The organism is Klebsiella sp. 141153 (assembly GCF_032601995.1).
Classification (GTDB): Bacteria; Pseudomonadota; Gammaproteobacteria; order Enterobacterales; family Enterobacteriaceae; genus Klebsiella; species Klebsiella aerogenes.
In genome coordinates this window covers 571,180-590,800 of record NZ_JAQIRJ010000001.1, presented here as the reverse complement: position 1 = coordinate 590,800, position 19,621 = coordinate 571,180, and the positions used below count along the sequence as shown (strand labels likewise).

The 19,621-nt window shown below is 57.9% G+C and carries 19 protein-coding genes; 13 read left to right on the top strand and 6 right to left on the bottom strand.

Features of this window, described 5'->3' with window-relative positions; translation table 11 throughout:
- The first annotated feature begins 6 nt into the window (after nt 1–6).
- Entirely contained in the window at nt 7–273 is a 267-nt protein-coding gene (locus PGS10_RS02865; RefSeq protein ID WP_032711780.1) for a putative hemolysin, read from the top strand.
- A 16-nt stretch (nt 274–289) separates the two neighbouring features.
- On the opposite strand, the gene hslJ is transcribed toward PGS10_RS02865, so the two are convergent.
- From hslJ to PGS10_RS02850, 3 genes are all read right to left on the bottom strand, one after another.
- Nucleotides 290–712, bottom strand: coding sequence for a heat shock protein HslJ (hslJ, locus tag PGS10_RS02860; RefSeq protein ID WP_316422415.1), 423 nt, complete (start codon nt 710–712; stop codon nt 290–292).
- 125 nt (nt 713–837) lie between these two features.
- Nucleotides 838–1,827: a 2-hydroxyacid dehydrogenase gene (locus PGS10_RS02855; protein WP_032711778.1), complete on the bottom strand. Its 990-nt coding sequence runs from the start codon at nt 1,825–1,827 to the stop codon at nt 838–840.
- A 146-nt stretch (nt 1,828–1,973) separates the two neighbouring features.
- Nucleotides 1,974–2,474, bottom strand: coding sequence for a DedA family protein (locus PGS10_RS02850; protein ID WP_032708230.1), 501 nt, complete (start codon nt 2,472–2,474; stop codon nt 1,974–1,976).
- Nucleotides 2,475–2,660: 186 nt separating this feature from the next.
- On the opposite strand from PGS10_RS02850, the gene PGS10_RS02845 reads away from it, so the two are divergent.
- Genes PGS10_RS02845 through PGS10_RS02835 form a run of 3 tightly spaced genes read left to right on the top strand, consistent with a single transcriptional unit; the run spans nt 2,661 to nt 5,807 of the window.
- The gene (locus PGS10_RS02845) at nt 2,661–5,294 is read left to right on the top strand and encodes a YdbH family protein (protein ID WP_316422414.1); all 2,634 of its coding nucleotides are present in this window, start codon (nt 2,661–2,663) and stop codon (nt 5,292–5,294) included.
- Nucleotides 5,291–5,476 carry a YnbE family lipoprotein gene (locus PGS10_RS02840; RefSeq protein ID WP_015366326.1) on the top strand — a complete coding sequence of 62 codons (186 nt, stop codon included), beginning with the start codon at nt 5,291–5,293 and terminating at the stop codon, nt 5,474–5,476. Before PGS10_RS02845 ends, PGS10_RS02840 begins: the two co-directional genes overlap by 4 nt.
- A gap of 7 nt (nt 5,477–5,483) precedes the next feature.
- Nucleotides 5,484–5,807 (top strand): YdbL family protein, encoded by a 324-nt coding sequence (locus PGS10_RS02835; RefSeq protein ID WP_047048925.1) that lies wholly within the window; start codon nt 5,484–5,486, stop codon nt 5,805–5,807.
- Here PGS10_RS02835 and feaR read toward each other — a convergent pair whose 3' ends face one another.
- Entirely contained in the window at nt 5,808–6,716 is a 909-nt protein-coding gene (gene feaR / locus PGS10_RS02830; protein WP_047048921.1) for a transcriptional regulator FeaR, read from the bottom strand.
- A gap of 235 nt (nt 6,717–6,951) precedes the next feature.
- Here feaR and PGS10_RS02825 point away from each other — a divergent pair, with 235 nt between their 5' ends.
- Nucleotides 6,952–8,451, top strand: a complete 1,500-nt coding sequence (locus PGS10_RS02825) for an aldehyde dehydrogenase family protein (RefSeq protein WP_047048918.1) — start codon at nt 6,952–6,954, stop codon at nt 8,449–8,451.
- A 240-nt stretch (nt 8,452–8,691) separates the two neighbouring features.
- Nucleotides 8,692–9,642 carry a zinc-dependent alcohol dehydrogenase family protein gene (locus PGS10_RS02820; RefSeq protein WP_316422413.1) on the top strand — a complete coding sequence of 317 codons (951 nt, stop codon included), beginning with the start codon at nt 8,692–8,694 and terminating at the stop codon, nt 9,640–9,642.
- A gap of 2 nt (nt 9,643–9,644) precedes the next feature.
- Here the strand turns inward: PGS10_RS02820 and tynA are convergent, their stop codons facing one another.
- Complete coding sequence (tynA, locus tag PGS10_RS02815) at nt 9,645–11,912, bottom strand: primary-amine oxidase (protein WP_316422412.1); 2,268 nt, start codon at nt 11,910–11,912, stop codon at nt 9,645–9,647.
- A 242-nt stretch (nt 11,913–12,154) separates the two neighbouring features.
- A complete protein-coding gene (gene paaZ, locus PGS10_RS02810; protein WP_316422411.1) occupies nt 12,155–14,200 on the bottom strand; it encodes a phenylacetic acid degradation bifunctional protein PaaZ in 2,046 nt (681 codons plus the stop codon).
- A 286-nt stretch (nt 14,201–14,486) separates the two neighbouring features.
- Here paaZ and paaA point away from each other — a divergent pair, with 286 nt between their 5' ends.
- From paaA to paaG, 7 genes are read left to right on the top strand one after another with little or no spacing between them, the layout of a single operon-like run.
- Entirely contained in the window at nt 14,487–15,416 is a 930-nt protein-coding gene (gene paaA, locus PGS10_RS02805; RefSeq protein WP_025713674.1) for a 1,2-phenylacetyl-CoA epoxidase subunit PaaA, read from the top strand.
- A gap of 11 nt (nt 15,417–15,427) precedes the next feature.
- Nucleotides 15,428–15,715, top strand: coding sequence for a 1,2-phenylacetyl-CoA epoxidase subunit PaaB (gene paaB, locus PGS10_RS02800; RefSeq protein WP_004224492.1), 288 nt, complete (start codon nt 15,428–15,430; stop codon nt 15,713–15,715).
- A gap of 7 nt (nt 15,716–15,722) precedes the next feature.
- Complete coding sequence (gene paaC, locus PGS10_RS02795; protein ID WP_047048906.1) at nt 15,723–16,478, top strand: 1,2-phenylacetyl-CoA epoxidase subunit PaaC; 756 nt, start codon at nt 15,723–15,725, stop codon at nt 16,476–16,478.
- A gap of 11 nt (nt 16,479–16,489) precedes the next feature.
- Nucleotides 16,490–16,987, top strand: a complete 498-nt coding sequence (gene paaD, locus PGS10_RS02790; protein WP_047048903.1) for a 1,2-phenylacetyl-CoA epoxidase subunit PaaD — start codon at nt 16,490–16,492, stop codon at nt 16,985–16,987.
- Nucleotides 16,988–16,994: 7 nt separating this feature from the next.
- Nucleotides 16,995–18,065: a 1,2-phenylacetyl-CoA epoxidase subunit PaaE gene (paaE, locus tag PGS10_RS02785; protein ID WP_047048900.1), complete on the top strand. Its 1,071-nt coding sequence runs from the start codon at nt 16,995–16,997 to the stop codon at nt 18,063–18,065.
- Nucleotides 18,062–18,829: a 2,3-dehydroadipyl-CoA hydratase PaaF gene (paaF, locus tag PGS10_RS02780; protein ID WP_316422410.1), complete on the top strand. Its 768-nt coding sequence runs from the start codon at nt 18,062–18,064 to the stop codon at nt 18,827–18,829. The genes paaE and paaF overlap by 4 nt, the downstream gene beginning before the upstream one ends.
- Nucleotides 18,830–18,831: 2 nt before the next feature.
- On the top strand, nt 18,832–19,620 hold the full coding sequence (paaG, locus tag PGS10_RS02775) for a 2-(1,2-epoxy-1,2-dihydrophenyl)acetyl-CoA isomerase PaaG (protein ID WP_047048894.1): 789 nt from the start codon (nt 18,832–18,834) through the stop codon (nt 19,618–19,620).
- Nucleotide 19,621: the final 1 nt, after the last annotated feature.

Genomic DNA, 19,621 nt, shown 5'->3' with positions numbered 1-19,621 from the left:
GAGAGGATGCGAGCTGCGTTTTTAGTGGGGTGCGCTGCGTTATTACTGTCGGCTTGTAGCAACGAGCCGGTGCAACAAGCCACTGCGGCACACGTACCGCCCGGCATGCGCGCGGCGATGAGCGACAGCGGCCAGGCGAATTGCGCGATGGTTGGCGGTTCATTATCCGTTGCCCGCCAGCTTGATGGCAGCGCTATTGGCATGTGCGCGCTACCGAATGGTAAACGCTGCAGCGAGCAGGCATTAGCGGGCGGAAGCTGCGGAAACTACTAATACGCAACGCGTCTCGCTACATTAAATCGGCGAGTTTATACACCAGTGATTGGTCGGCGGTCGCCAGCGTGAGCTGATTCTCCGTCAGATCGACCTGCGCGCCATCGCGCAGCATTTTGCTGAGGGTATTATCCAGCGCGTTCCGTTGCGGATCCGCGCACAGCTTACGCGTCATCGCCAGCTGTTCAACTTTTAGCTCGCCGTCAGACAGCTTGCCCTGGCCGCTGAAGCCGTTGCACATCGTGCCTGACACATACATTTTTTCGCCGAAGCTAATTTCCGGCGGCGGCGTCTGGCCTGTCGGTAGCGCCTGGCCGTTAACGCTGGTCAGCACAAAACGGTGATGCTGCAGTTGTTCGGCGTTGGTAGAAACTTTGCTGTTGTATACGCAGCCCGATAGCAGTATTCCCGCCGCCAGCAGTGCAGCAAACTTATTCATTCGTACTCCAAAACATTTGTCATATCAATAAAACGAAAAACAGTGTAACTGTAATGCAGGCAGGATCTGTGGGGATTGTCTGAATGTGCCCCCCGCTAACGGGGAGCACAAAAGGGGAAAGAAGCTTAGACCAGCGCGTTCGGGCAGGTTTCGCCCTTAGCAACCTGCTGAAGATTACTCAACGTTGTTTCGGAAATACCGATCAGCGCTTCAGCCGTCAGGAACGCCTGGTGGCCGGTAAACAACACGTTGTGGCAGGCGGAGAGTCGGCGGAACACGTCATCCTGAATGACATCGTTCGATTTATCTTCAAAGAACAGATCGCGTTCATTTTCATACACGTCCATTCCCAGCGCGCCGATTTTCTGATGCTTCAGCGCGTCGATAGCCGCTTGAGAATCGATTAGCGCGCCGCGGCTGGTATTAATGACCATCACGCCGTCTTTCATCTGATCGAAGGCTGCCTGATTGAGCAGGTGATAGTTTTCGTCGGTAAGCGGGCAGTGCAGCGAGATAACGTCGGACTGCGCGTACAGCGTCGGCAGGTCGACATATTCAACGCCGAGATCCAGCGCCGCCGCGCTCGGATAGGGATCAAACGCCAGCAGGCGCATACCGAAACCTTTAAGGATCCGCAGCGTCGCGACGCCGATTTTACCGGTGCCGATCACTCCCGCGGTTTTACCGTACATGGTGAAGCCGGTCAGCCCTTCCAGCGAAAAGTTGGCATCGCGGGTACGTTGGTAAGCGCGGTGGATACGCCGGTTCAGGGACATCATCATACCGATGGCGTGTTCTGCTACGGCTTCCGGCGAGTAGGCCGGAACGCGCACGACGCGCAGACCCAGCTCTTTAGCAGCGTCAAGATCGACGTTGTTAAACCCGGCGCAGCGCAGCGCGATGTATTTCACGCCGTGGGCTTTCAGCTCTTCCAGCACCGGACGGCTACCGTCGTCGTTAACGAAGATACATACCGCTTCACAACCGTTGGCCGTTTTTGCGGTCTTTTCGGTCAGCAGGAAGTCGAAAAATTCCAGTTCAAAGCCGTATGCGTCGTTAACATGCTGCAGATACTTTTTATCGTACTGCTTGGTACTATAAACAGCGATTTTCATAAGGCTTTCCTCTAGTGATAATACCGTCACGGTAGCATAATTAAAATAATCTTACAAATATTAAAAATTAGTTTAATCATCAGGTTATGATATTAATTCTAGAGCATATCGCAGTCTTAAGAAATCTCTTTAAAAGACAATACGTTTCACCAAAAACTGAGGCTAAATGCTCCCGGCGCCAGCAGGATAAATGGCCAGAGTAAACCCGATGCAACGTTGGCCACCTGAAAACGCCATAGCGGCGTACCGCTGGCGCCGGTAACCAGCGGTAACGTTGCTCGCAGCGGCGACAGAAAGCGGCCAAAGAATACCGCCCAACCGCCGTGACGGCGCAGGAATAGCTGGCTGCGCAGCACTCGTTCGGCGCTGAGCCAGCGCAGACGCTGCAGATGATGCTGATAGCGACGGCCAATTTGCCATGAGAGCCAGAATCCGCCGATTGCGCCGAGGCTGGCGCTTAGCCACATTAGCAAGAAATGACCGATACTGGTTGACGCCAACGCCCCGAGCACCAGCAAACCGGAGGTCCCGGGGATCACAAAAGAGATGAGGGCGCAGGATTTACTGAAGGTCAGCAGGAAAACAATCAGTAATACCAATGAATAGTGGCTCTGCGCGCGTTCGATCAGCGAGATAATGAGCTCCACGGAATAACGGCTCCTTATTACCTGTTTTTCCAAGTGTCGCAGGCATAATTTAAACGAAGACTAAATATTTTTTCAGCAGAAATGAGTGCGGCTATCCTTAATCTGGACGTTAACTTTCACTCGCGGGTCGAACGTGCCACAATAGGCGCTTATCGGCTTTTACTTAGAATCAGGATTTGACTGCCCATGAAGGGTAAATATAAAGCCGCTCTTGCGCTGTTATTAGCTCTAATTTTGCTGCCGTTGGCCCTGCTGGCCACATTAACGCATTGGGTTCCGACGCTGGCGGGTATCTGGCTGCCGGTCGGCACGCGGATCTCGCTTGGCGAAAGTCCGCGCCTGACGCGCTCCTCGTTGGTTATCCCCGATTTACGCTACCTGGTGGGCGATTGTGAAATTGCTCGCGTCAGCAACGCGCGTCTTACCCGTCCCAGCCGCTGGCGGTTACACCTGAGTGAACTGGATATCAATAGCGCCTGCCTGGCTAAGGTCCCCTCCAGCGAGCCGCTCTCCGGCGCGCCGCGAACCCTCGCCGAGTGGCAATCGATGCTGCCGTATAGCTGGTTAACTATCGACAATCTGCGCCTGTCGCCGTGGGAAAAATGGCAGGGAAAACTGGTGATGTCGTTGACGCCTGGGCAGCAGGATATCGGTTATTCAGGCAAAGAGGTCACGCTACAGGCGAAACTGCGCGGCCAGACCTTAACGGTCAGCAATTTCAGCGCGCGGCTGGTGGAAGATCAGGCGCCGGTTAAGCTGGTCGGTGAATTCGAAATGCCGCTGGTGCCGGATGGCTTACCGGTCGATGGTCATCTGGTCAGCACTTTCGAATTCCCGCAAACGCCGGGTCTGGTGGATGCGGAACTGGAATGGCAGAAAAATCGCGGCCAGCTGCTGGTCACGCCGCGCGGTGAGGTTGAGCCGATGCTCGATCTGCCGTGGGAAATAACCCCTGAACGTATCACCATCAGCGACGGGCGCTGGAACGCGGTTTATGCCGGCTATCCGCTTAGCGGGCGGGTGGCGCTATCGGTTGGCGACTGGCAAAAAGGCACCGAAGAGATGGAAATCAGCGGCCGGCTCAATGTGTTAACGCACGGTGAAGCCGGTAAGGGGAACGCCGTGCTGAACATTGGCCCAGGTAAGCTAAGCATGGATCACAGCGACATGCCGCTCAGCCTGACCGGCGAAGCCAAGCTCGACGATATGATTTTTTACGCCGTGCTGCCCGCCAAACTCAGCGGGCCGCTAACGACGCCGGAGCTGGCTTTTCATCCCGGCGCGCTGCTGCGCTCGCGCGGGCGGGTGATTGACTCGCTGAATATCGATGAGATCCGCCTGCCGTTGGCGGGAGTGAAAGTGACTCAGCAGGGGGTGGATGGCCGCCTGCAGGCGATACTGCGCGCCCACGAACAGGAAATGGGCGATTTCATCCTGCACCTGGATGGGCAGGCCGACAACTTTATGCCCGACCGCGGTCGCTGGTCGTGGCGATACTGGGGAGATGGTCACTTTACGCCGATGCAGGCGCGCTGGGATGTGAAGGGCGCCGGCGAGTGGCGGGACAGCGCCATTATTCTTAACAGCCTGTCGACCGGGTTCGATAAGCTACAGTACGACACCATGCTGGTCAGCACGCCGCGCCTGACCCTCGATAAACCCATTCACTGGCTGCGCAATGAACAGCATCCAAAATTCAGCGGCGCGTTGTCGCTTGATGCCGGTAAAACCACTTTCAGCGGCGGCAGCGTTTTGCCGCCGTCAACGCTCAAGTTCAATATTGATGGCCGCGATCCGACCTGGTTCCTGTTTAACGGCTCATTACACGCGGAGAAAATCGGCCCGATTCGTCTGACCGGCCGTTGGGACGGCGAACGCCTGCGTGGCCAGGCCTGGTGGCCGAAACAGTCGCTTAGCGTATTCCAGCCGCTGATCCCGCCGGACTGGAAAATGACCCTGCGTGAAGGTGATATGTATGCGCAGGTAGCATTTTCCGCGGCAGCCGGGCAGGGTTTTGAGGCCGGGGGCCACGGCGTCTTAAAAGGCGGTAGCGCCTGGATGCCGGACAACCAAATCAACGGCGTCGACTTTGTTCTGCCATTCCGCTTCAGCGGCGGAAGCTGGCAGCTCGGTACCCGCCGTCCGGTTTCGCTGCGTATTGGCGAAATCGTCAACCAGTTTACCGCCAAAAATCTCAGCGCCGATCTCCAGGGAACATGGCCCTGGAGCGAGCAGGATCCGCTGGAATTGAGCAACGTCAATGTTGATATCCTTGGCGGTAAGCTGACCATGCAGCAGCTAAGGATGCCGCAGCATCAGCCAGCGCTACTGCGTCTGCAGAATATCTCCAGTAGTGAATTAATCAGCGCCATCAAAGTAAAACAGTTTGCGGTGTCTGGCGCGTTTAACGGCGCGTTACCGTTATGGCTGAACAACGATAAGTGGATCATAAAAGACGGCTGGTTTAGCAACCCCGGCCCGATGACCATGCGTCTGGATAAAGATACCGCCGATGCGCTGGTGGCCGACAACGTTTCCGCCGGCGCGGCGATCAACTGGCTGCGCTATATGGAAGTCTCGAAATCCTGGACGCGTATCAACCTTGATAATCTCGGGAAGCTGACGATGAGCGCGGCGATTAGCGGCACCAGCCGGGTGGACGGAAAAAGCAGCACCGTGCATTTAAACTATACCCATGAAGAGAATATTTTCGATCTGTGGCGCAGCTTGCGCTTCGGCGATAATTTGCAGGCATGGCTTGAGCAGAATGCGAAACTGCCCGCCCCGCGCTGTACGGATACATGTAAGGAACCAAAATGATAAAACTGTTCGCCGCGGCGCTGGCGACCCTGCTGCTGGCAGGCTGTACGCCGCGTATTGAAATCGCCGCGTCCAAGGAGCCGATCACCATCAATATGAATGTCAAAATTGAGCATGAGATTCATATTAAGGTGGATAAGGACGTCGAAAATCTGCTGAAGTCGCGTAGCGATCTGTTCTGAGGCGATAATGAAAAAACGACTGCTGACAGCCACCCTGGCGTTAATGCTGTTGAGTAGCCCGGCGCTGGCGCTGACCTTGAATGAGGCGCGGGCGCAGGGGCGGGTGGGGGAAACGCTGAACGGCTATCTGGCGCCGCTGAAACAGGATGCGCAGACGTTGGCGTTAGTTAAACAGATTAATGCCGCGCGCAGCGAAAGCTATCAGCAACTGGCGGATGACAATAACCTGCCGGTGGATGAAGTGGCGAAAATGGCCGGGCAGAAGCTGGTCGCCCGGGCGCAGCCGGGGGAATATGTGCAGGGTATTAACGGCAAATGGCTGCGCAAATAGTTACCGATAGCGCTTACGGTATTCGCCGGGCGATACGCCGAAGCGCTGCTTAAACGCTGTCGAAAAATGGCTATGGTCGGTAAAGCCCCAACTGTAGCCAATTCCCGCCAGCTTCTCTTCATCATGAGCGTTTTGTAGCGCCCGTGCGCACAGGTCTAGACGCCGGTTCTTAATATACTGCGCGACCACCAGCCCCTTATCGGCAAACAGGCGGTACAGGCTGCGTACCGACATGCCGGTTTCCCCGGCCAGCCACTCCGGACGCAGCTGCTCTGACTGTATCGACTCATCTATCAACGCCATGATTTTTTGAAACTGCTTCTCGCGACGCGTCGGCGGTGCGTCATGCTGCTGTAGCATTGGTCGCAGCAGACAGACGATAGCCTCCAGCGCCGCTTCGCCTTCGCTTTCTGAGAGCGCCGGGCTGCGCATACTTTCTTGCAGCAGCCGTTGGCTAAGCTGGACCATCGGCAGCGTTTTATTCAGCCGGGTGGCGATGCTGATGTCGCTGCCGTGCAGCTGGCTTTCCACGAGCTGGCGGGGCAGCAGCAGCGAAGCCTGTTTTGACGTTTGTTGCCAAAAGATAGAGCAGGGGCGTGAGGCATCAATGAGCGTGATATCGCCGGCCTCAAGCACTACCTGGCGCTCGTCCTGCTCGATAGCCGCCTGGCCCTCGAGCTGAAAAACGGTATAGAACCAGGCGTCGTTGTCGCGTTTAATTTCATTACGGGTGCGGTAAAGATTGACGCCGCGGGCGGTGACGGTACTGACTTTGAGGCTGCCGGTATAGCTTGCATCAATTTCGCCATGGAACGCGCCTTCCAGCGGACGGGCGGCAAAATGGCCGCATACCTGGTTAATCTTCGCTAACCAACGCTGATAGTCCTGCCCGTTTTCTACCGTCGCCATCGTCTGCACCCTGTAAAAATAATGTTTCTGTATTGTTGCATTTACGCCGTGAGTGGCAAGAGCGCAGCGTGGAGTATATGAAAGAACTATTACCTGCGGCACATTTCGCCGCCTGCCAGGGTGTTTAATTGCGGGACCTGTCACAGCGGCAAAAATGATTGTCACAGAGAAAAAAGCGCAAATGGCTGACCCGTCCTAGACTGTGTGCACTATCCGCGAACAATAAGGAAGTCGCATGTCCACATCACAGGTCGCGCTGCTCGCCAGCGTACAGCAATTTCTCGACAGACAGCATGGCTTATATATTGATGGCAACCAGCAGGCGGCACAGAGCGAAAAACGCTTAACCGTCTGGGACCCGGCCACCGGCCAGGCGATTGCCACGACGGCAGATGCTAATGCCGCCGACGTTGACCGCGCGGTGATGTCCGCCTGGCGCGCTTTTGTCGCCCGTAGCTGGGCCGGGCGAACGCCGGCCGAGCGCGAACGGATCCTGCTACGTTTCGCCGATCTGGTGGAACAGCATGGTGAAGAGCTGGCGCAGCTCGAAACCCTTGAACAGGGGAAGTCGATCAATATTTCGCGCGCGTTTGAAGTCGGTTGCACCCTCAACTGGATGCGCTACACCGCCGGATTGACCACTAAAATCAGCGGCCGTACGCTGGACGTTTCCATTCCGTTCCCGGAAGGCGCGCGCTATCAGGCGTGGACCCGTAAAGAGCCGGTTGGGGTGGTGGCGGGGATTGTTCCCTGGAACTTCCCCCTGATGATCGGCATGTGGAAGGTGATGCCGGCGCTGGCCTCCGGTTGTTCCATTGTGATTAAACCCTCTGAGACTACGCCGTTAACCCTGCTGCGAGTCGCGGAGCTGGCCACGGAGGCCGGGATCCCGGACGGCGTCTTTAACGTCGTCACCGGTAGCGGCGCCGAGTGCGGGGCGGCCTTAACGACCCATCCGCAGGTGGCGAAAGTGAGCTTCACCGGTTCGACCGCCACCGGCAAACAGATTGCCCGCGCGGCGGCCGATCGCCTGACCCGCGTAACCCTTGAACTCGGCGGCAAAAACCCGGCCATCGTGCTGAAAGATGCCGATCCGCAGTGGGTGATTGAAGGGTTAATGACCGGAAGTTTCCTCAATCAGGGGCAGGTATGCGCCGCCAGTTCGCGGATCTATATCGAAGCGCCGCTGTTTGATAACCTGGTCGCTGGCTTTGAGCAGGCGGTCAAGTCGCTGCAGGTGGGGCCGGGAATGGTTGAAACGACGCAAATTAACCCGGTGGTGTCGCAGGCGCACTGCGCCAAAGTGGCCGCTTATCTGGACGAAGCGCGTAAGCAAAACGCCGAGCTGATCAGCGGTAACGTTGGGCCGAATGGTAACGGTTTTTATATTGCGCCGACGCTGGTGATTAATCCGGATGCCGGGCTGCGCCTGAATCGCGAAGAGGTGTTTGGCCCGGTGGTGAACCTGGTGCGCGTCGCCGATGGCGAAGAGGCGCTACGCTTAGCTAACGACAGTGATTTTGGCCTCACTGCCAGCGTCTGGACTCGCGACCTGACTCAGGCGCTGAACTATACCGATCGTCTGCAGGCCGGTACGGTATGGGTCAACAGCCATACGCTGATTGATGCCAACCTGCCGTTCGGCGGGATGAAGCAGTCCGGTACCGGGCGTGATTTTGGTCCGGATTGGCTGGACGACTGGTGCGAAACCAAATCGGTGTGCGTGCGCTACTGATTTTTTGTCGGATGGCGCTACGCTTATCCGACCTACGGTTCGTGCGGCCTGCCTTTAATTTATTCACCACGCTGGCTGACACTACTGGTGCTGGTGATCTCAAAACCCCCCGGTGGCGCTGCCGCTTACCGGGGCTACAGTGCTGTGCGATTTGGTAGCCCGGAGAAGGCGCACATACCTCTTCCCCCTGAGCGCTGATTTGCTATGATCGGCGCTCTTTTTTTCTGATGTTGCCCCGCTATGTGGAATGATGCGCTTTGCTATCAGCAGTACGGCGCGCCGGAAACGGTGCTCGCGCTGCATCACCTGCCGTTGCCGCCGCTGGCGCCCGGACGAGTACGCGTGCAAATGCGCTATGCGCCGGTCAACCCTTCCGATCTGATTCCCATTACCGGCGCTTACCGCCATCGTACGACGCTGCCATCGGTAGCGGGTTATGAAGGTGTTGGTGTGGTGATTGAAGACGCGACGAGTGGGTGTCCACGACTGGGGCAGCGGGTTCTGCCGCTGCGCGGCGCCGGAACCTGGCAGCGTTATCTTGATATTGACCCGCGCTGGCTGGTGCCGGTCGCTGAAGAGATAGATGACATCCTGGCCGCGCGCGGCTATATCAATCCGCTGACCGCAATGCTGATGCTGACGCGCTGGCCGGTGGCGGGGAAACATCTGCTTTTGACCGCGGCTTCATCGTCCTGCGCCAGCTTGCTGGGACAGTGGGCGCTCGCCATGGGCGCGCGTTCGGTAAGCGGTATTATTCGCTCGCCGCAGCACATCCCGCGCTTACAGCAGTATGGCGTCTATCCGCTACTCGAAGGTGACAGGGCGCTGATTGAACAAGTGAGTCAGTACAGCGATCTGGTGTTTGATGCGGTGGGCGGTGAGCTGGCTGACTTTCTGCTATCGGTACTGCCGCAATCGTCAACGCTTGTCTCTTACGGCTTGCTATCCGGTAAACCGCTCACCCAGACGCGAGGCAGCGCATCGGTACGCAAATTTCATCTGCGGGAGGCCTTACCAACACTCAGCGTCGATGCGTGGCAGGCTGCTTTTACGGCGATCTGGCGACAGCTGTCGACCACGGCGCAGCCTGCAGCGCAGGTGATAAAGCTGCGCGACTGGCGTGAAGCGATTGCCGCCGCAGGCCAGCCGGGAAGAAGCGGTAAAATCCTGCTCGATTTCACCGCGGGTTAAGATTATTTTTTCTTCTCGCCAAGCGTTGGGGTTTCGTCAAAGAAGTTCCACGGCTTGAGCAGCGCGTGCGCCCACTCGGTCGGCATGATCGGCCACTCTTCGGCGCGTGCGACGTGCGTGGTGCCGGTAGTAATCCATACGACGTCATCGTGGTTAGTCAGCGACTCATCATCCTTTGCGTACTGGCCTAAGCCGGTATCCAGGGCGGAGCGGTTGGGATATTTTCCTTCCGGATAACGTTCGCCTGGATGGTAGCGCGTCACCCACAGCTGTTTATCCATAAAGCTCAGACGATGATATATCCACTCGTCCGGGGCGAACCTGGCGCCGGTCGCCGCCGGGTGCGTGCCGCCGGCATAAGGGATAATCTGGTAAGAGACCGGGTTACCCATGCGGTTTTCTTTGCTGGTGTTGCTCAGCAGGCGGATGGTGCCAGGGTCGAATTTCTGCGCCGCTTTCTGCTCGCTATCGATTGTGTACTGATTCACCTGCATGGTGCTGGTGCGCGGGCCGCCGGCGGTGTTTGGCTTCACTTCAGGATCCATCGCCACCAGGGTGTTGTTTTCGCCGTCCACGTCGAGATCGAGGCGGAAATTATAAATATGCTGGTGGGTGGTGCCGACAATATTATGGTCGATCAGCGTCCCGTAGCGGGTATCCTCTTTGGCGCTGGGGTCGTGCATGGTCTTCGCCATCACGCCTTTAACGGCTTCAATCCCGGTGGCGCCGGCATCGATGCCGATGGTGCCGTTGTCGTGGAACACCCAGTCAAAGATATAATCATAGTTCCCGACGGTACTGATCCAGCGCACCACCAGTTCCCGGCGCTCGGTGCTGACGTTAGGTTTGCCCATTTCCAGATGCTTATATTCCGGCCCGGCATAGCGTTCAAATATGGCGACCGCGCCGGGAATCGTGGTCGGTTTGCCGGTGTAATCGGCGATAGTTTCATCCAGCAGTACCGCATTCGATGGCGCATCTTTGCCGCGGACAATCGGCGATGTCAGAGTGCCCATGCCGTAATCGCCGGAGTCGAGGTAGGCTTTGAAATACCAGCCGACGTCCGGGTCGCCGTAGGGAACGATCATCCCGCCGAGGGAACCTTCATACATCACCTGGCGTTTTGTGCCGTTATCGTTGTAAGTCACCGTCGAGAGAATGGGCCCGACGCGCGAGTTAAGGCGCAGGTGGAAATCCCAGTTCCGCCAGTGGATGGTATCGCCGGTAATCGTATAGTTTTTGCCTTCCGGTTCGGTAATATCCAGCGGTTTCACCGCCGCGGCGTTGCGGTCTCGGCCATCATAAGGTCGTGGTTCCATTGGGACCGGGATCACCGGGCCTTCTTCAATTTTGATAATTTTCTTCGCTTCAAGGTCGACCACCGCCACCAGGTTTTCAATCGGGTGCGCCCAGTAGTTGCCGTCGCCGGTATCCAGGTAACTGACGACCTTCAGCAGACGCGCATCCTGCTGCAGGCCATCTTTGCCATCAAAGTAGCCAACGGTGAGCGGGGTGGTGACCACTTTGCTGGGATCGGTAATACCGTGCTTTTTCAGCACCTCAGCGAATTCGCTGCTGGCATTGATAATGTTCTGCACGCTGACAAAATCATCGAGCAGCACCATCCCGTGGGCGCCTTTAATTGGCGTCCATGAGAGGATTTTTTTGTTTTGCAGATCGACGACGGCTTCAATGACATGTTTGCCATCGAGCATCACCACATCGGCGGTGCGCGGGGCATCAACGGGCGTTCCCTGCAGGGCAAAGGCCCATACCGCCGCCTTGTCCGGATCGTGTAAGGAAATCTCAGTAAAGCGGGTATTCGGCTGGAACTCCGGCGCGGCTTTAACAATGGTCACCGCTTCACCGATTTCCGCCGCCGAGAGCGAATTTAACGGGTGAGGGCGCTTTTCTACCTGGAAGGTCTGATCGAGACCGGACTGGAACACATCGTTGATAAAGGTATCGGAGACCCAGGCTTTACCTTCCTTCATTACCACCGGCACCTGTAGATCAAGGGATTTACCGTTGACGATCGCCGTTTTGGCGCCGGGCTTCACTTTGACGTAAGCGCCGTCTTTTATCAGGGTAAACATTTGCGCGTAGTCATCCCACTGCACATCGGCGCCGAATTCCTGCAGCGTTTTATCCAACGGCACCATGTGCGCTTCGCTACCGTGAGCGAAGACCGGTGATTGCCAGGCGCAAATCACCGCGACAGCGAGGGCCAGCGCGGTTTTACGAGGGGAAAACATTAAGCCGTTTGCCATTGTGACCTCATCTTATTGTTGTGTTGTTATTGCCGCTGCGAATGTCGGCTTTGTTACGCTTACCCTAGCAGTCTGCTGCCCAGGAACGTTTGTTTGCTTTTGCCAGCTTGTTTGTCAGTTTTGCCAGACGGACGTAAAAAATGCCTCCGTAGAGGCATTGAGAACGTGCGCCGATTTTTTTGCCGGGTTTGACTGTCTGTAGGCCCGCGCAAGCGCAGCGCCGCCGGGCGATTTTCAGCGCATCACGTCGGGAAATCTCCCTGCTGGCGCGCCACCAGGGTAAGAATGGAATACAGCGCCACCGCCTGCTGGTGCTGGTTGAAAATCTCAACAGCCCATTCAACGACGCCGGTGGCTTTCTCATCGGCGCTGCGCTGACGTTTAACCGTTTTCCGCTTACAGGTCAGGCGAACCTGAATGGTGTCTCCCGGTTTGACGGGTTCAATAAAGCGCAGGTTTTCCATGCCGTAGTTAGCGATAACCGGCCCGACGCCGGCATCGACGAACAGCCCGGCCGCTGCGGAGATCAGGAAATAGCCGTGAACCACCCGCTCGCCGAAAATCGACTCGGCGGCGGCGATTTTGTCCATATGCGCATAGAAATGGTCGCCGCTCAGGCAGGCGAAGTTAACGATATCCGCTTCGGTCAGGGTTCTCCGCGGGGTTAATAAGCTATCGCCGGGCTGGATCTCTTCGAAGTATTTACGGAACGGGTGAATGCGGTCTTCGCTAACCTGCGCGCCACGCACCCACTGCTGGCCGATGGTCGCCAGCATCGTTGGGCTGCCCTGGACCGCGGTACGCTGCATATAGTGTTTCACCGAGCGCAGCCCGCCAAGCTCTTCTCCGCCGCCAGCGCGGCCGGGGCCGCCGTGTACCAGCTGCGGCAGCGGCGAGCCGTGGCCGGTCGACTCTGCCGAGGACTCCTCGTTAAGGATCTGAATACGACCATGCGCGCGCGCGGCGCCAAGGATAAACTCGCGCGCCAGTTCGCCGCTGGTGGTGACCAACGTCCCGGCCAGACTACCGCCGCCGGCGCGCGCCAGCGTCAGCGCATGCTGGCGGTCACGATATGGCATCAGTGTTGCCACCGGGCCAAAAGCCTCAATGGCGTGGACTGCCGGCGTTTCATCCGGCTGTGAGCAGTACAACAGGGTCGGCGGGAAGAATGCGCCGTCAGCATTAAGATCTGCCTGTCCGCCAAGCAGGGCTTCGCAGCCGGCGGCAATCAGTTTATTGACGTTATCCTGCACATCCTGACGCTGTTCGCTGTTAACCAGGGCCCCCATCTTAACGCCCTCCTGCGCGGGGTCACCGACGGTTACTTTATGCAGGCGGGAGATCAGTGCATCGCTAACCACATTAATCTGAGCTAGTGGCACAATGATTCTGCGGATAGCGGTACATTTTTGCCCGGCTTTCGCCGTCATCTCGCGGACCACTTCCCGAATAAACAGCGCGAATTCCGGTTGCTCCGGGGTGACATCTTCGCCTAATACGCAGCAGTTGAGCGAATCAGCTTCCATGGTAAAGGGAATGGATTTGGCCACCAGGTTAGGATGCGACCGTAGCTGCTGGCCGGTGGCGGCAGAGCCGGTAAAGGTCACCACGTCCTGGCTATCGAGATGGTCGAGAAGATCGCCCGCGCCGCCGCAAATCAGGCTGATGGCGCCTTCCGGCACCAGGCCGCTGTCGACAATCGCTTTTACCATCGCCTGGGTGAGCTGGGCGGTAGCGGTTGCCGGTTTAATGATAGCCGGCATACCGGCAAGCCACGTGGGCGCCAGTTTTTCCAGCATTCCCCAGCAGGGGAAGTTGAAGGCGTTGATATGTACGGCGACGCCCGACTTCGAGGTCAGCACGTGACGTGCGGCAAAACCGCCCTGTTTGGAGAGCGGAATTAGCTCGTCCTCCGGCCACAGGATATCGTCCGGCAGTTCGCGACTACCCAGCCCGGCATAAGTGAACAAAGTACCGATACCGCCTTCAATATCCACCCAACTGTCGGCGCGGGTTGCGCCGGTTTGCGCCGAGATGGCGTAGAACTCGGCTTTCTGCTCCAGCAGGTGTTTCGCCACTGCTTTCAGCATCGCGCTACGTTCAATAAAGGTCATCGCCTGCAGGGCTTTGCCACCGCGTTCAATCGCGAAGCGGCGCGCCTGCGCCATATCCAGTCCTTCACTGGTCACCTCCCAAAGCGCCGCGCCGGTAATGGCGTGATGGATAGTACGGGCGCGGCCCCGGCCGGTCTGCCAGGCGCCGGATAAGTAACTGGCTAACTGCTGCATCGCAAATCTCCAAATATGTTACGTGTGATATCTATAAATAGTTCTTTTATGAATCATAAAAATCAAGCCCGTATTTAATATTTTATTAACATTGTGATCGGTGGTTAATTGGTTGCTGTGCTTATATCGCTGTTTTATCTGTCATTTACAAAAGGTTTTGCGGTTATCATCACAAAAAGAACAAACAAAATTTGTGGTTTTATTTAACCAATATGTAACCTTCAATAAACAAAGTGATTCACATAAATGTTTTTATTGTGAATATCGGAATCATAAAGGTGATGACGTGACAGAAGAACAACGCTTTGACCAGCGCATCGCGCAGGAAACGGCCATCGAACCGCAGGACTGGATGCCGGATGCCTATCGTAAGACCTTGATTCGGCAGATAGGCCAGCACGCGCACTCGGAAATTGTCGGCATGCTACCGGAAGGCAACTGGATCACCCGCGCGCCGACGCTGCGCCGCAAAGCGATCCTGCTGGCTAAGGTACAGGATGAGGCCGGGCATGGGCTTTATCTCTATAGCGCCGCGGAAACGCTGGGCTGCGCGCGGGAAGACCTGTATCAGAAAATGCTCGACGGGCAGATGAAATACTCCTCCATTTTTAACTATCCGACCCTCAGCTGGGCGGATATCGGCGTGATCGGCTGGCTGGTCGATGGCGCGGCCATCGTCAACCAGGTGGCGCTGTGCCGGACCTCTTACGGCCCCTATGCCAGGGCGATGGTCAAAATCTGCAAAGAAGAGAGCTTTCACCAGCGTCAGGGATTTGAAGCCTGCATGGCGCTGGCGCAGGGCAATGACGCGCAGCGGCAGATGCTGCAGGACGCTATTAACCGCTTCTGGTGGCCGGCGCTGATGATGTTTGGCCCCAACGATGACAACTCGCCGAACAGCGCCCGCAGCATGGCGTGGAAAATCAAACTGCACTCCAACGACGAGTTGCGTCAGCGCTTCGTCGATAACACCGTGCCGCAGGTAGAGATCCTCGGCATGACCGTACCGGACCCGGATTTGCGCTTTGATGAAGCCAGCGGCCACTACCGCTTCGGCGAAATCGACTGGCAGGAATTTAACGAGGTAATTAGCGGCCGTGGGATTTGCAATCACGAACGACTGGCCGCCAAGCGTAAGGCCTGGGAAGAGGGCGAGTGGGTGCGCGAGGCCGCGCTGGCCCATGCGCAAAAACAGCAGGCCCGCAGCGCGGCATGAGGAGAGAGAACATGAGCAAAGTTTACTGGCCGTTATATGAAGTGTTCGTTCGTAGCAAACAGGGATTATCCCATCGCCACGTTGGCAGTCTGCACGCCGCCGACGATCAAATGGCGCTGGAGAACGCCCGCGATGCCTATACCCGCCGCAGCGAAGGCTGCTCGATTTGGGTGGTGAAGGCCAGCGAAATCGTTGCTTCGCAGCCGGAAGAGCGCGGCGAATTCTTCGACCCGGCGGAAAGCAAAGTCTACCGTCATCCGACTTTCTATACCGTGCCGGACGGCATGGAACATATGTGAGGCGGCGATGAATACCCCTAACCCCGTAGCCACCTACGCCCTGCGTCTTGGCGACAATGGTCTGGTTCTGGCCCAGCGTTTAGGCGCCTGGTGCGGCCATGCTCCCGAGCTCGAGATCGATCTTGCGCTGGCCAACATCGGCCTCGACCTGCTCGGCCAGGCGCGCAACTTTTTAAGCTATGCCGCCGAACTTAACGGCTGCGGCGACGAAGATACGCTGGCCTTTGGCCGCGAAGAACGCCAGTTCAGCAACCTGCTGCTGGTGGAACAGCCAAACGGCAATTTTGCCGACACTATCGCCCGTCAGTTCTTTATCGACGTCTGGCACGTCGCCCTGTTCAGCCGCCTGGTGAACAGCCGCGACGCGCAGCTGGCGGCCATTGCCGCTAAAGGGCTGAAAGAGGTGCGTTACCACCAGCGTTTTAGCCGCGGCTGGCTGGAGCGTCTCGGTAACGGCACCGAGGTATCAAATCGCAAAATGCAGCAGGCGGTCGACAATCTGTGGCGCTTCACCGGCGAACTGTTCCTTGCCGATGAAGTGGATCTCCTCCTGGTTGAGCAGGGCATTGCGGTTGATCCGCGCGAGCTTCAGGCCGAATGGCAAAGCGCGGTACACACGGCGCTGCTCGACTCCGGCTTACAGATCCCGCAGGAAGAGGCTTTCCGCAGCGGCGGCAAACAGGGGCTGCACAGTGAACATCTCGGCCCGCTGCTGGCGGAGATGCAGTATCTGCAGCGTTCGCATCCCGGACTGCAGTGGTAAGTGAGGTGACTATGCAACGTCTTGCCGACATCGCTCCAGCAGAGGTTCGTACCATCTGGGGATTATTAAGCGCGATCCCGGATCCGGAAGTGCCGGTACTCACTATCACCGACCTCGGTATGGTGCGCAGCGTCGCGCGCCACGGCGACGGTTGGGTGATTGGCTTTACCCCGACCTATTCGGGCTGTCCGGCGACGGAGCATCTGCTGGGCGAGATCCGCGCGGTCATGAGCGAGCATGGCTTTGTGCCGGTACATATCGTCCTGCAGCTGGATCCGCCGTGGACCACCGACTGGATGAGCCAGGATGCTCGCGAGCGCCTGCGCCAGTACGGCATCAGCCCGCCCCAGGGGCACGCCTGTCATGCGGACATGCCCACCGAGGTGAGCTGCCCGCGCTGCGGCAGCATCCATACCTCGCTGATTAGCGAATTCGGTTCCACGGCCTGTAAAGCGCTCTATCGCTGCGACAGCTGCCGCGAACCTTTTGATTACTTTAAATGTATTTGAGGTTGCCATGACGACGTTCCATTCGCTTAAGGTGGCGAGAGTCGAGCCGGAAACCCGCGATGCGGTGACCATCACTTTTGCGATTCCGCAAGCCCTGCAGGCGGAGTACTGCTTTCGTCCGGGCCAGCATCTGACGCTAAAAGCCCGTCTGGGCGGCGAAGAACTGCGCCGCTGTTATTCCATTTGTCGCAGCCGCACGCCCGGCGAAATTAGCGTCGCGGTCAAAGCTATCGACGGCGGGCGCTTTTCGCGCTACGCCCAGCACGATATCCAGCAGGGTATGGAGCTGGAAGTGATGGTGCCGCAGGGGCATTTCGGTTATCAACCGCAGGCTGAACGGCAGGGTGAATATCTGGCGATTGCCGCCGGTTCCGGGATCACGCCGATGATGGCGATCATTAGCGCTACGTTGGCGACCGAGCCGCAAAGCCGCTTCACGCTGATCTACGGCAACCGCAGCAGCCATAGCATGATGTTCCGCCAGGCGCTGGCCGATTTAAAAGACCGCTATCCGCAGCGCCTGCAGGTGATACACCTGTTTAGCCAGGAGTCGATGGACAGCGATCTTTTACAGGGGCGCATTGACGGCGACAAACTGCGCCAGCTCTCCGCGCATTTACTGGATTTCAGCCGTTTCGATGACGCCTTTATCTGTGGACCGGCGGCGATGATGGACGACGCGGAAGCAACGTTACGTGAACTTGGCGTAGCGGAGAAATCGATTCATCTCGAACGCTTTAATACACCTGGCGGCAATGTGAAACGCGCCGCCGGCGTGCAGGCGGAAGGGCGCACGGTAACCATCCGCCAGGACGGGCGCGATCGGCTGATCGCCCTCAGCGCCGAAGACGACAGCATCCTGGATGCCGCATTGCGTCAGGGCGCGGATCTACCATTTGCCTGTAAGGGCGGGGTTTGTGCCACCTGTAAATGCAAAGTGCTGCGTGGCGAAGTGGCGATGGCCGCCAATTACAGTCTGGAAGCGGATGAGCTGGCGGCGGGTTACGTACTGAGCTGCCAGTCGTTACCGACCAGCGGCGATGTGGTAGTCGACTTTGACGCGCGGGGGATGGCATGAGTGACCTGCTGATCCACCGTCATGGCCGGGTGCTACAGCTGACGCTGAACCGCCCGCAGGCCCGCAACGCGCTGAACAATGCCCTCTTAACCCAGATTGCTGAGACGCTGGAGGCGGCGGCAGTCGATGGCAGCGTCAGCGTCTGCGTTATCAGCGGTAACGCGCGTTTTTTCGCCGCCGGGGCTGACCTCAACGAAATGGCTGAAAAAGATCTGCCTGCCACCCTTGATGATATTCGCCCACGGTTGTGGGGGCGAATCGATGCCTTTACTAAACCGCTGATCGCTTCGGTCAACGGCTACGCGCTCGGCGCCGGCTGCGAGCTGGCCCTGCTGTGCGACCTGATTGTCGCCGGCGACAACGCCCGTTTTGGCCTGCCGGAAATTACCCTCGGCATTATGCCGGGCGCTGGCGGCACCCAGCGGCTGATCCGCAGCGTAGGTAAGGCGTTGGCCAGCCGGATGGTGCTGAGCGGCGAAAGTATTGACGCCCGCCAGGCCCAGCAGGCCGGGTTGGTCAGCGATATCCATCCGGCGGCGTTAACCGATGAGTACGCCCTGAAACTGGCTGCCACCATCGCCCGCCATTCGCCGCTGGCGCTACGGGCGGCAAAACAGTCGCTGCGCCTGTCGCAGGAAGTCAGCCTGCAGGCTGGTCTGCAACAGGAGCGTCAGCTGTTTAGCTTGCTGAGCGCTAGCGAAGACCGCCGCGAAGGCATCGACGCCTTCTTACAAAAACGTACACCGGAATTTAAAGGACGCTAATCGTGGAAGCTTTCATTCTCAGCGCAGTGGAACAGGGCGTCATGACCATTACCCTCAATCGCCCGGACCGCCTCAACAGTTTTAACGATCTGATGCATCAACAGCTGGCGGAATGTCTGAAGCAGGCCGAGCGCGATGACGGCATACGTTGCTTGCTGATCACCGGCGCCGGTCGCGGCTTTTGCGCCGGCCAGGATTTGAACGACCGCAATGTCGACCCCAGCGGCCCGCCGCCGGATCTCGGCATGTCGGTAGAACGCTTTTACAACCCGTTAGTGCGCCGTCTGGCGGCGCTGCCGAAGCCGGTCATCTGCGCGGTCAACGGCGTGGCCGCTGGCGCAGGCGCAACCCTGGCGCTGGGCTGCGATATCGTGCTGGCTGCGCGTTCGGCCAAATTTGTGATGGCGTTCAGTAAGCTCGGCCTGGTGCCGGACTGCGGCGGCAGCTGGTTCCTGCCGCGGGTGGCCGGCCGCGCTCGCGCAATGGGGCTGGCGCTGCTGGGCGATAGCCTAAGCGCGGAACAAGCCGCGCAGTGGGGAATGATCTGGCAGCTAGTGGACGATTCAGAACTGGCGGATACCAGTCTGCAGCTGGCGCGCCATCTGGCGGCGCAACCGACGTTTGGTCTTGGGCTGATTAAAAAGGCGCTGCTGGCTTCTGAAACCAACAGTCTCGACGCGCAGCTGGACCTGGAGCGCGATTATCAGCGTCTGGCCGGGCGCAGCGATGATTACCGCGAAGGGGTCAGCGCGTTTCTGGCCAAACGACCACCACAGTTCAGCGGGAAATAGG